Below are 11983 nucleotides of genomic sequence, written 5' to 3' on the forward strand. Positions count from 1 at the left end.
ATATCGGACTGGATAATTTGTATATGACTTTGAAAAAGCTTTTTCGCCATGATATTGATACTTTCTGACCCAATATTGAAGTATACTTTTGTTCACGCCAATCTGTTTTGCAATTCTAAGCAAGCTCTCACGATCAATGAGGTATCGTTTTACCGCTTTGATTTTATCTTCAATTGTAAATTTAGCCAAAGAAAAGCACCTCCAAATGTTAGACTGTGTCTAATATTTGGGGTGCACTTCAATTTCGGCTTTTTTTTAGAAGAAACGTTTCGCACCGAGATAGGCTTTTTTCCAATATGGGTTACTTAAATTAGAAATACCTACTCCGCTGTCACTTGCATGAAGGAAATCTCCTCCACCAAGGTATAGTCCCATGTGAGAAGGACCCGCTTTGTATGTTGTGAAATAGACAAAGTCTCCAACTTGTGGGGTGCTAACAGGCGTCATCATATTCCAGTAGCCCGCTGTGCTCAATCTCGATACAGATGAAACCTTATTTATGAGATAGTAAACAAAGCCACTACAGTCAAAGCCAGCAGGTGTATTGCCGCCCCATCTATAAGGAACTCCTGTTAGCTTTTTACCTTCTTGAATCATCGTCGTGATTTTTGCATTCATTGGAACATTGGTTTTGTTGTTGTCGGTCGGACTAGTTGCCCCGTTAGACGTAGAACCAGAAGCCGTTCCGTTAATTTTTAACACTTGTCCAATTCTAAGTACATCACTTTTCAGGCTGTTTGCTGTACGAATGGATTGAACCTGCACATTAAACTGATTCGCAATCTTCCATAATGAATCACCTGATTTTACGGTGTAAGAGGTTGTTTTTCCACTTGAGGGCGGGTTGCTTGGATTAGCAGGTGCCTTCGGTTGACTTGGTGTAGATGTAGCTGCCCCTTTGACTTTCAATACTTGATTTGGATAAATCATATCCGATTTTAACTGGTTCAATGTCTTGATTTCACCAATTGACATATTTAACGAATTCGCAATTTTCCAAAGAGAATCGCCTAATTTAACCTTGTATGTACTAGATGCTGATGACGAACTATTTGAGTTCGTTGTCTCATTGTTTGAGCTTGAATTAGATTTTGAATTTGATGACTGACTGCCGCTAGTATTTGTGCTTCCAGACACTTTCAGCTTTTGACCAGGACGAATCAGATCACTGTTTAAGCTGTTTAAGCTTTTCAAGTTTGCGACTGACATTTTGTGATTCTTCGCAATCAGCCATAGTGAATCTCCTAGCTTTACAGTATAGCTAGATGTAGTAGGAGCTTTTGAGCTTTTTGACGAGCTACTTTTTGCCCCAGGAATTTTTAAGCTTTGTCCTGTAAAAATCATCGTCGTTTTTAATTGATTAAGAGATTGAAGCTCCGAGATACTCGTATTGTACTGTCCGGCAATCTTCCAAAGTGAGTCACCGCTTTTCACCTTGATCGTCTGTGCTTCTGCCGGTGCAGCAATAACAGCTGAGCCCGCAATCGCTGAAACTGTGAGGCCGGTTACTACTTTTTTCTTCATAGATGAATCTCCGCCTTTCATAATTTCGTTCAATAAGACTTTTGTGCTAGTTTTGAGTTTAGCATTTAATGGTTCTGCTTCTCTTGCACTATTTTATCTTTATTTCTATTATATTACTCGACATGAAGACGTTAGGCAATAACAAATAGGTTAGAGCAGCAAACTCAAAATGCTAAAACAAAGCCATATAAGTTCTATCGGCCGTTTGCTGTATTTATAAACATTTTTAAGTTGACGTTTAAAAATTTGTCAAAACAAGCACTTTGCTACTTTCATAGTTCTATTCTACATGACAAATTTTTCTGTATCAAATGAATTTTTACTTAATTTCCTTTTTTTCTTGAATGAAAAATCATCCTACCTAATAAAGAATGCCGTCCATTTCCTTCTGTTTAAGCGAATCGACGATTTTCCTTTCATCCATCATGATTTGCATCAAATATTTCTTCGTTTGTGCGATTGATCATCTGACATTTCCTCCTTTTTTGGCTTGTGTCATAAAATAACAAATTATGCACATTCTATTTGTAGGGAGGTGAACTCAATATGACCATTCAGAAAGTCATCCAATATGCTTGCAGCATTTTAGGTGTTGTCAGTCTTTCTTTTATTTATATTCAAATGTTTAGAAAAACGAAGTCGTCAAAAAAAAATAATCCGACGGAGAATTGATTTTTTTACATAGCGTGATATAATTCCTCTCGTTATTTCTGTTCAGAGAGGAACTTAAAATGAGAGAAACGAATAGCATTCTACTAAAGCTGAAACAATTTTTAACCATTTTGATACCGATTTTAATCACACAAGCAGGTCTTTCACTTATTACGTTTTTAGACACAGTCATGTCTGGAAAGGTGAGTGCAGTAGACCTTGCAGGTGTTGCGATCGGCTCTAGTATTTGGACACCTGTTTATACAGGACTTGCGGGTATATTAATGGCCATTACTCCTATTGTGGCACAGCTAATGGGCGAAGGCCGTAAACAAGACGTGCCTCGGGCTGTCTTTCAGGCCATTTATTTATCCTTCCTTTTAAGTGTCGTTGTAATCGTCATTGGAGCGATTAGCATTCCTTTCATATTAGGAGGACTTGGGCTTGAACAATCCGTAGAAGATATTGGCCAGCATTTTCTCAGCTTTCTTGCTTTTGGGATTATCCCGCTTTTTGCTTATTCTGTGATGAGGTCGTTCATTGATGCATTAGGGAAAACACGTGTGACGATGTTCATTACGTTAACAGCACTTCCTATTAACTTTGTTTTAAATTATTTATTTATTTTTGGTCATTTCGGGTTTCCGAAACTAGGAGGTGCGGGAGCTGGCCTTGCATCTGCGATGACGTATTGGGCCATTTTCATCATGAGTATTTGGATTGTCATCAAAGCCGAACCATTTGCTTCATTTCGTTTGTTTCAAAAACTTCCTCGGTTTAACACCTCCCGAATGGGGCACATCCTGAAAATCGGTCTACCTATTGGGTTTGCTATCTTTTTTGAAACAAGCATCTTCGCAGCTGTCACCCTTTTAATGGGACATTTTGATACAATCACGATTGCAAGTCACCAAGCAGCGATGAACTTTGCTTCTATTTTATATATTTTACCTCTTAGTATTTCAATGACTTTAACGATCGTCGTTGGCTTTGAAGCCGGTGCCATGCGGTATAAAGATGCACAAAGCTACAGCTATATCGGAATTGGGACGGCTATTCTATTCTCATTATGTACAGCAGCACTTATTTTGTTATTTAGACCTGAAATCGCAGGGTTATACACTTCTGAATCGTCTGTTTTACAAATGACACAGCACTTTTTGATCTATGCAATCTTTTTCCAACTGTCTGATGCGATCGCAGCTCCTATTCAAGGGGCTCTTCGCGGCTATAAAGATGTGAACTATACCCTGATTGCCGCCTTTGTTTCTTATTGGATCATCGGCCTTCCGGTGGGTTACTTGATTGGTACTTATACTTCTTTTCGAGCGTTTGGGTATTGGATTGGACTCATTGCCGGACTTGCAGTTGGTGCAATCGTCCTCTTTATCCGTCTCAGGTTGATTGAAAACCGTTTACTTCACCTTAAACCGATACAAAAAAGCAACTGACCTAATTCAGCTGCCTTTTATTTAGTCATTCCATTGATACGTCCAGAAAATTTCTTCATCTAACCATTTTTGTACGACTGGTTCTTTGTTTTTCAGCTTTTGCTCAAGTTCTCTCAGCATTCCTTCTGTTTGGGTTCTGTGCGCTCTAAGGGCATTTAATTTAATATCTGCTACATCCGTAATATCAATCACAATATCGGCATTTCCTAGTACTTCTTCTCTATTTTTCGTAATGGCCATGCAGTATGTGACAGGGCGGTCTTCTTTTTTCTTGCGGTAAAGAGCCCGAATGACAGCTTCTCCTGTCGCATCATGATCGGGGTGTACCCCGTGTCCTGGATAAAACGTGACAATGAGTGTTGGTTTGACGTCATCGATAATATTTTCCATCACATGCGCCAAATACTCATCATCTTCAAATTCCAATGTTTTATCCCTGAGGCCAAGCATACGTAAGTCCGTGATATCCATTTCTTTGCATGCGTTGATTAGTTCTTGTTTTCTTAACTCAGGTAGTGTCTCACGGTTAGCATATGTTGGACTACCCATATTTCTGCCCATTTCTCCAAGTGTCCCGCATGCATACGTAACTGGAATTCCGCGCTTTCTGCTTTGTGCAATGAGACCTGCGGCCCCAAAGGATTCATCGTCGGGGTGAGGCAGCATCACAAGTACATGTTCGTTCATCTCTCGTCACCCTTTCTCCTACACCTGAAATGGTCTTTCACTAATTTGAAATGAGATCGCTAGTTTCCCGTCTGACAGGTGCCCAGCTAATAGCAGGCGGTCTTTTTCATCAAACACATAGTCGGTCAATCCTTCTGCGTAAATCCAGCCATCTTCTGTTTTCATCCCAACACGGTACGGCCCTTGTCCTTTTATTTTCACCTGTGAATAGATAACTTTCGCATTGCGGATATACGCCACGATCGTCATATTTTGTTCATTCACATGAGCTGAATAAGAACCAGTTGTCGTTTCAAGATGAACGAAGACTGGACGATTTAAAAACGATTCAAGATGTGCTGTGACATCTTTCGTTTGAATTGGTTTCATGAGTGGTTCCTTCCTCCATTTTGAATTAATTCTCGCAGCTTTTTCGTATGTAAGCTGATAAGCTGTAGTTAATAATCATGCTTAACAGCCTAGTCATTGGCTGATGACATGTGATTACCTCTACAGATTGGTAACAACTTATTATGACATGAACCGCCTTCAAAAAAAAGCAAACTGCTGATTCCCTTAATGAGAATTGGCTGGTTTTTTTATTCGTAGTTGAGAGGTGGTAAACAATAAAATCGCCAACCAAATACATAGGAACGTCACGATTTTCGCTGCGGATAAGTGTTCATGATACACAAATAATCCTAAGAACAGCGTAATTGTCGGAGCAATGTATTGCAAAATGCCAACCTGATAAAGAGGAATTCTTTTTGCGCCTTCAGAAAATAAAAGAAGCGGCACAGCTGTAAAGACTCCTGCAAAAAATAAGAGACCAAGAGATCCGAAGTTGCTCGGCTGCATCGTGACTACAGGTTCTTTTAAGAAGAATAATAAGAAGATAAGTGCAGCCGGTGCGAGAAGAAGCGTTTCAATGGTTAAACCAATTGCACTCGTGAAGCTCATCCTTTTTTTTATCAATCCATAAATACCAAAGCTAAAGGCCAATAAGAAAGCAACGACAGGAAATGAGCCATACTGAACCGTTGAAATCATCACACCAGTCGCAGCAATAAGAATCGCAATTGTTTGTATTTTATTCAGTCGTTCTTTCAAAAAAATGATGCCTAGTAAAACCGATACAAGCGGATTAATATAATACCCTAAACTTGCTTCAAGCATGAGATGATGGTTGACTGCCCAAATGTACACATACCAGTTGACCGAAATTAAAATAGCAGATAAAAGTAATGAGAAAAGTGCTTTTCCATTCATCATAAGCCCCTTCACAGTCTGTATTGCTGGGCGGACTTGCTTTAGGTATAGGAGGATAAAGCACATAAAAACAAATGACCAAACAATTCTGTGCGCTAAAATTTCGCCTGACGAAATATGCTCCATCAGTTTCCAATATAATGGGAATAGACCCCATAATGTAAAAGATGATGCCGTATACAGAACACCTTTTGATTGCTGTTCATTCAATCTAACCATTCCTTTCTAAACCTATCGTATATTATAGCACGCCTACCGTTGAATGGGCATATACTAATTCAGGGCATTTAGAAAGGATGATTTGCATGTTTGACTGGAACCGATTATTCCCTTTTCAAAAGCAATTTTCAAAGGAAGCCTTAAAGAATTCAGATCCTAAAGACGTTGAGCAATATGTCAACCAAGTGATGGAAAGTGTATTCGGCTCCAATTATTCTGCTCAGTTCCCCTTTCAGGATCCGCTGTCTCCGCATCAAAAAAAAAGAGAGCCAGACGTCAAAAAAGAGAACGAGCCGAATATTGAAGTGTTTGAGACAACTGATCACGTGTTTGTCAAAATAGAGCTTGCTCGACCGAACACAGAAAAAGTGAAAATCAAACATACAGCCAATCTGCTGTTTATTGATCATTTTCCTCAAGAGAATGAACAAAAGAAGATCGTCCTCCCTGCTGCTGTGAAAAGAAAAGGAACGAAGGCTTCGTATCAAGATGGTATTTTGGAGATTATGTTCTTAAAACATGATGATCCGGGGATTTCTGAAATTGATATTCCATTATAAAAAGCCTGCTTTAATATGGAAGCAGGCTTACTCTCTTTTCTTAATAATATGGTGGATATCCGCCGCCATAAGGTGGTGGAGCAGGCGGTGGTGGTGGCGGGTAATATGGACGGGGATAATTAAAAATCGCACTTCCTAGAAATCCGCCAAGCAGTCCGCCGACTAAAGGAGCGCCAAAAAAAAACAAAGGGACTCTAGATTCATACGGCGGAATGCCAGGGACGCCGCCTCGAAAATACGGAGTATGAGGGTACATGCAATTCTCCTCCTTTGTCATGTGCCTAACATCAGCATATTCATCAGGAGTTAAAACGTTTGGGCAAACCTGAAACTAGGCTTGCTCCTTTTTTTCATGAGATCCAGCATACTCCCCTGCCCAGCGCGATACCTCTTCAAACACATCGTTCAATGCATTCCCTTTTTCGGTTAGACAATAGATGACTTTGACAGGTATCTCAGGGAGTACAGTTCGCGCGATAATTCCTTCTTGCTCCAGCTCTTTTAAACGTTCTGCGAGCATTTTTTGACTGATGGAGGGAATAATGTCCGTCAGCTCTTTAAACCGCTTTGGACCATCAAGCAATACATGAATAATGAGACCATTCCACCTTTTGCCAAGAAGTAAAAAAGCTTGCTGAATGTGTGGACATAATTGGAATTCCATATATTTCAGCCTTTCTTTTCATGAATGTTTGACAAACTATCGGTATACAATTTAAAATATCTCTAGTTACAATAAGTAAGTTTCTCACTTTTTTATTTATTGTACCATACTATTTGCAGAAACGGGAGGAAATATCTATATGGCGATCGATCAAAAAACGATTGAAATTTTAAAAGAAAGAGCTTCAGTAAAAGAGTATGATACATCTCAAGAAATGACAAGAGAAGAGTTAACAGAACTTCTCGATGTCACTACAAAAGCACCATCTGCATGGAACCTTCAGCATTGGCATTTTACTGTTTTCCATAGTGCTGAATCAAAAGCAAAGTTATTGCCAATCGCTTATAACCAAAAGCAAGTCTCTCAAGCATCCGCTGTTATTGCTGTACTAGGTGACCTTGAAGCTAATAAAAATGGCGAAAAAATCTACAGCAAGCTAGCAGAACAAGGGGTTATTACAGAAGACATTAAAGAAACACTCATGACTCAAATCAATGGCGCTTACCAAAGTGAGCAGTATGCACGTGAAGCAGCGTATTCAAATGCTTCATTAGCAGCAATGCAATTAATGATCGCTGCTAAAGCAATGGGATATGATACATGCGCAATGGGTGGTTTCAGCAAAGAAGCTTACATCAAAGAATTCAATGTGAGCGGCCGCTACGAACCTGTCATGCTGATTTCTGTCGGTAAACCAGCGAAAAAAGCTCATAAAAGCAATCGTTTTGACATCGAAGAAGTATCTGATTTCCTATAAAAAATCGCCGAGTCCCAGCCTTATGCGGGGGCTTTTTCATTTGCTTTAAATATTATTCCCCCATACTTATTATAAGCATCCTCTTTTTAGTTCTTACTTATCTCTCTTTTTAGAATGAACACGTTATATTAGTATGATATTTGAAAATGATTGTTTTTTCTGAAAATGGTCTTGTGATCTAATCTGACAACTGTTATTATTAAAAATTACAAAATATTCAGGAGGAAATCATGAATAAACATTGATGCAAGCACTACTCATCGGATTCCATTAATTGGACATCTCGCATTGCTTCCCTTTGTGAATCGTATTCATCCATTCGTGATTGGGCTTGCTCTTTTATTCTGTATACTGTTCCTAACTGCACTTGTAACGCTTCAGCTGATCGGTGTTTCAAGAAGTTCAAATCTTCCCAGCGATCGCAATCAGCCTATTGTGGAAAAAATAATCTAGAGAAGCATCCATTGCAGGACTGATCGCCTGAATCATCGTTACCTTTACAGCCAATATCTCACAAGTTACGTTCGGCCTTTATGAAGGCTTTCTCGGTTTACTAGCAAACGTTCTTGTCATCTTGATATTGAATGAAGGTCACATCCAATTCCGTCACAAATGATCTGTTTGAAAAGGACGATGATAAAGCAGCAGCGATCGTAAATGAAGCGTAAGCACAAGAAAAGCAGTCCCCTGATGAGGACTGCTTTTCTATTTCATTTCTTTTTTCAATACTTCGATTGCTTTTTTCATTTGCGTATCATTTTTCTTTAGCTTATCTTGGATGTTTGTCATCAGTACAGTCGTTGTGTCCCCTGTGAGAATACCATCTGTCTTCAGATCGTGATCTGCTTGGAAATTTTTCACGATAGACTGGAATGCTTGATCGTACTCACCATTTGCTTTTGCTTTGTAGCCAATTGCTTGGAACATCTTTTGAGCCGCTTTGACTTCATCTCCATTATCATTCAGCTGGTAGATCTTTTTCGGGCTTAAGTATGGCAGCTTCGCATAACTTGGCAGAGATGCTTTCACCTGTGGTTCAATTCCTTTTTTGTGAATCCAAGAACCATTCGGTGTCAGCCACTTTGCAATGGTTAACTTGACACTAGAGCCATCATTAAAGCTTTGCGCATTTTGAACAGTTCCTTTACCAAACGTCTTTTCACCAACAATTTGAATGCCTGATGATTGGTGCAGAGCCGCCGCCATGATTTCAGCAGCGCTGGCTGAACCGCCGTTTACAAGGACAACTGCCGGCTGATGAACTTTCCGTTCCTTTTCAGCCTTGTACACTTGTTTCTTCCCTTTTTCTTCAACCTGCATGATGACTTTTCCTTTATCGATAAAGTCATTACTCATTTCAATAGCTTCTGTCATAATGCCGCCTGGATTATCTCTCAGGTCAATGACAAATCCTTTCGCCCCTTTTTTCTCGAGTTCACCAATCGCTTTATCTAGCTCTTTAGATGTCGTTTCAGCAAAGGACGTAATCTGGATTTCTCCTATTTTATCTTTTGTTAGTTTTGTATAAACCGTTTCAAGCGGAATGGTGTCTCTTGTGATGTTCACATCCACATTTCCAACACCTTGCCGTCTCAGATGCAGCTTTACATCCGTTCCTTTTTTACCTCTGATCAGTGATACTGCTTTATTGACAGACATTCCTTTTGTGCTTTTTCCATCTACCTCTAAAATACGATCATGAGGTTTCAAACCAGCTTTTTCAGCAGGAGAGCCTTTGATCGGCGCAACAATTAAAATTTGTCCATCCTTTTCTTCTACTTGGGCACCAATTCCTTCAAATGAGGAAGAAATGGTGTTATTAAACCCTTCGGCTTCCTCCTGATCCATATATGTAGAGTATGGGTCATCAAGTGATGCAATCATTCCTTGAATTGCACCATCTACTAGTTTTTGATCATCCGTTTTTTCGTAATACTCATCTTTTACCTTCGTATACGCAGCCATAAGTTTACTAAACTTCTCATCTCCTGAGACGCTGACAGCAGCTTGTTTTGTGATTACAAATGTAATGGCTGAAGAAAGTGCTGCTGTCACCAGAATGGCTATCACGAACTTGAATTGTTTTTTCAAAAAAACACCACCTTTATCTCCTTTCATTATTATCAAGGACGATGCTCCATCCGTCAACCAAGGATCAAACTTCTAATTGAAAAGATAAGCCATTTGACCCTGCATTGCATAATCTTTAGAGAGGAACATGATAAGGAAAGAAGGGATTTTATGAGTGACTATGTAGAAATGCTTGCCTATTTTGGTGTATCAGGTGCACATCCTGGTGGAATTGAGTTAACAAAAACCATGATTGAGCATATAAAATTGGACCGTGACGAGCGAATACTTGATGCCGGGTGCGGTACAGGACAAACCGCTGCGTATTTAGGAAATTTAGGCTTTGAAGTGGAGGCGGTTGATATGCACCCTTTGATGATTGAAAAGGCCAACCTTCGATTTAAACGAGAGGAGCTACCAATCCGCGCCCTGCAAGCATCCGTTGAAAACCTTCCATTTGCAGATGCATCGTTCTCTCTACTGATCAGTGAATCTGTTCTTAGCTTTACTCATTTATCTGTTGCGCTTGCTGAGATAAAACGGGTTCTTGCCCCTGGAAGTAAATTGATCGCAAATGAAGCTGTGCTAAAAGCACCTCTTACACCCGAAGAACAGGCGGTTGTTCGTGGATTTTATGGCTTCCACTCCCTCCTTTCTCTATCAGAATGGAAGGAGCAGTTAACAGCGTCAGGCTTCCGTGACATTCGAATTCTCTCATTCGATGAGCATATGGTACAGGAGGAGCCAACAGAAATGGAATTATCTGATCAAATCCCGCCTTCTCTTTACGATACGCTGCAAACACACTACGATCTCATTCAAGCGCACCGAAAAAGCCTGAGTCACATTTTATTTGAGTGTACAGTATAAAATGAGCGAATCTCCTATATGTTTTGTCCAAACTCTATGATATCTCTCGCATAGGATAAGAGTGAAAAGAGTTTGTCATAAGGAGGAAAAACATGGAGCGCTACTACAAACTTTGTCAGCAGCATATGGGGAAAGTCGCTAGAATCACCGATCATAATGGGAGAGTACATGTCGGCCGTATTGAGCGGGTGACAAACCGCAAAGTCTATATTCGCCCTATTGGAAGGTCCCGACAAGGCTTTGGCTTTGGTTTTTACGGAGGTTATTATGGCTGGGGTTGGGGCTGGGGAGCAGCTTATGGCATTGGCCTCGGTTTTATTACTGGATTCGCTTTAGCAGGATTGTTCTTTTTTTAAAAGGAGAATAAAAGAAGGCCCCCCAAATAGCTGGGAGGCCTTTTATTTGTTTATATTTTCTTCACTTTGTTCACGTACTCTTCAAAAGTTAAGTCGTGATCATGCATCGCTTTTGCTGCTTCTTTCCCAACATAGCGCAGGTGCCACGGCTCATATTCGTATTTCGTAATGTCTTCTTTTCCTTTTGGATAACGGATGATAAAACCGTATTTATAGGCGCTTTTAGCAACCCATTTGCCCTCGGGTGTTTCACCAAATTTTTCAGAGATCTCAAAATCGACACTTTTTGAGGAAATGTCCATAGCGAGACCTGTTTGATGTTCACTTTCGCCTGGTAAAGCTACTGCTTCTTGGGCTTTTTCTTTCCCTTTTAATTTGACCTCACTATCAAAAATGACTTTTTGACGGTCATAGGAGCGATAGCCAGATACTGCAGCCAACTCAAAGTTTTTCTTTTTTGCCTCTTTGAATAACTTCTCAAGTGCTTCGGCTGCTTCTTTACGAATATATCGTTTTTCAATATCATCTAAAAAAGAGAATTCTACTTTTGGTACAACGAGATCAGAAGGTTTATAGGTTCCTGGTAATGCGTATTCTTTGTTGACAAGTGCTAGCACATTTTCAGGGTTTTGAATGGTTTTTTGCCCACTAACAACCTTGATGTCATTGAAATATTCACTCTTTAACGTCAGCTCTTGATTAGATGAATCTGCCGTATCATTTGAGTTTTGCTGGGATGATGAACTTGCTGTGTTTTTTTGTTCGCTTGTTTTGTTAGATTCAGATGTACCGCTTTTTTGGTCTAGCAACTGGCAGCCTGATAATGCGGCCGTCAAACCAAGAATCGATGCAATTGAGAGTATTTTATAGCTGTTCTTCATGACATACCTTCCTTCTTCTCTACTAAAAAAATAAAGATGCGCTAC

At 39.9% G+C, this 11983-nt stretch carries 15 protein-coding genes and 1 pseudogene; 7 read left to right on the top strand and 9 right to left on the bottom strand.

Annotated features, from left to right (window positions below; genetic code table 11):
- Together WAX46_RS00005 and WAX46_RS00010 are read right to left on the bottom strand one after the other, a co-directional pair.
- On the bottom strand, nucleotides 1-189 hold a 189-nt coding region (locus WAX46_RS00005; RefSeq protein ID WP_336493159.1), incomplete at its 3' end, for a transposase.
- A gap of 66 nt (nucleotides 190-255) precedes the next feature.
- The gene (locus WAX46_RS00010; RefSeq protein ID WP_226566267.1) at nucleotides 256-1524 is read right to left on the bottom strand and encodes a C40 family peptidase; all 1269 of its coding nucleotides are present in this window, start codon (nucleotides 1522-1524) and stop codon (nucleotides 256-258) included.
- A 546-nt stretch (nucleotides 1525-2070) separates the two neighbouring features.
- Here WAX46_RS00010 and WAX46_RS00015 point away from each other — a divergent pair.
- Together WAX46_RS00015 and WAX46_RS00020 are read left to right on the top strand one after the other, a co-directional pair.
- Nucleotides 2071-2196, top strand: coding sequence for a hypothetical protein (locus tag WAX46_RS00015; protein WP_264188571.1), 126 nt, complete (start codon nucleotides 2071-2073; stop codon nucleotides 2194-2196).
- Between the two features lie 59 nt (nucleotides 2197-2255).
- The gene (locus WAX46_RS00020) at nucleotides 2256-3626 is read left to right on the top strand and encodes an MATE family efflux transporter (protein WP_336493160.1); all 1371 of its coding nucleotides are present in this window, start codon (nucleotides 2256-2258) and stop codon (nucleotides 3624-3626) included.
- Between the two features lie 21 nt (nucleotides 3627-3647).
- Here the strand turns inward: WAX46_RS00020 and bshB2 are convergent, their stop codons facing one another.
- The 3 genes from bshB2 to rarD all read right to left on the bottom strand — a co-directional run bounded on the left by bshB2 (nucleotide 3648) and on the right by rarD (nucleotide 5780).
- Nucleotides 3648-4313 (bottom strand): bacillithiol biosynthesis deacetylase BshB2, encoded by a 666-nt coding sequence (gene bshB2, locus WAX46_RS00025; protein ID WP_336493161.1) that lies wholly within the window; start codon nucleotides 4311-4313, stop codon nucleotides 3648-3650.
- 18 nt (nucleotides 4314-4331) lie between these two features.
- On the bottom strand, nucleotides 4332-4682 hold the full coding sequence (locus WAX46_RS00030) for a YojF family protein (RefSeq protein ID WP_226566270.1): 351 nt from the start codon (nucleotides 4680-4682) through the stop codon (nucleotides 4332-4334).
- Nucleotides 4683-4868: 186 nt separating this feature from the next.
- Nucleotides 4869-5780, bottom strand: coding sequence for an EamA family transporter RarD (gene rarD / locus WAX46_RS00035; RefSeq protein ID WP_336493162.1), 912 nt, complete (start codon nucleotides 5778-5780; stop codon nucleotides 4869-4871).
- A gap of 86 nt (nucleotides 5781-5866) precedes the next feature.
- Between rarD and WAX46_RS00040 the strand changes: the two genes are divergently transcribed.
- Nucleotides 5867-6340: an Hsp20/alpha crystallin family protein gene (locus tag WAX46_RS00040; protein ID WP_226566272.1), complete on the top strand. Its 474-nt coding sequence runs from the start codon at nucleotides 5867-5869 to the stop codon at nucleotides 6338-6340.
- A 40-nt stretch (nucleotides 6341-6380) separates the two neighbouring features.
- On the opposite strand, the gene WAX46_RS00045 is transcribed toward WAX46_RS00040, so the two are convergent.
- Nucleotides 6381-6596, bottom strand: coding sequence for a hypothetical protein (locus tag WAX46_RS00045; protein WP_226566273.1), 216 nt, complete (start codon nucleotides 6594-6596; stop codon nucleotides 6381-6383).
- Between the two features lie 75 nt (nucleotides 6597-6671).
- The gene (locus WAX46_RS00050) at nucleotides 6672-7004 is read right to left on the bottom strand and encodes a winged helix-turn-helix transcriptional regulator (RefSeq protein WP_336493163.1); all 333 of its coding nucleotides are present in this window, start codon (nucleotides 7002-7004) and stop codon (nucleotides 6672-6674) included.
- Nucleotides 7005-7143: 139 nt separating this feature from the next.
- Here WAX46_RS00050 and WAX46_RS00055 point away from each other — a divergent pair, with 139 nt between their 5' ends.
- A complete protein-coding gene (locus WAX46_RS00055; RefSeq protein WP_226566275.1) occupies nucleotides 7144-7761 on the top strand; it encodes a nitroreductase family protein in 618 nt (205 codons plus the stop codon).
- Between the two features lie 321 nt (nucleotides 7762-8082).
- Nucleotides 8083-8429: pseudogene (locus WAX46_RS00060) on the top strand (sodium:solute symporter family protein); the annotation flags it as partial.
- A gap of 37 nt (nucleotides 8430-8466) precedes the next feature.
- Here the strand turns inward: WAX46_RS00060 and WAX46_RS00065 are convergent.
- Entirely contained in the window at nucleotides 8467-9852 is a 1386-nt protein-coding gene (locus WAX46_RS00065; RefSeq protein WP_336493164.1) for a S41 family peptidase, read from the bottom strand.
- Nucleotides 9853-10002: 150 nt separating this feature from the next.
- On the opposite strand from WAX46_RS00065, the gene WAX46_RS00070 reads away from it, so the two are divergent.
- Together WAX46_RS00070 and WAX46_RS00075 are read left to right on the top strand one after the other, a co-directional pair.
- The gene (locus WAX46_RS00070) at nucleotides 10003-10701 is read left to right on the top strand and encodes a class I SAM-dependent methyltransferase (protein WP_226566278.1); all 699 of its coding nucleotides are present in this window, start codon (nucleotides 10003-10005) and stop codon (nucleotides 10699-10701) included.
- A gap of 92 nt (nucleotides 10702-10793) precedes the next feature.
- Complete coding sequence (locus tag WAX46_RS00075; protein WP_226566279.1) at nucleotides 10794-11057, top strand: hypothetical protein; 264 nt, start codon at nucleotides 10794-10796, stop codon at nucleotides 11055-11057.
- Between the two features lie 50 nt (nucleotides 11058-11107).
- On the opposite strand, the gene WAX46_RS00080 is transcribed toward WAX46_RS00075, so the two are convergent.
- Nucleotides 11108-11938 carry a M15 family metallopeptidase gene (locus WAX46_RS00080; protein WP_336493165.1) on the bottom strand — a complete coding sequence of 277 codons (831 nt, stop codon included), beginning with the start codon at nucleotides 11936-11938 and terminating at the stop codon, nucleotides 11108-11110.
- Nucleotides 11939-11983 lie beyond the last annotated feature (45 nt).

This window comes from Bacillus sp. FJAT-53060, from assembly GCF_037104745.1.
Lineage (GTDB): Bacteria > Bacillota > Bacilli > Bacillales > Bacillaceae > Bacillus > Bacillus stratosphericus_B.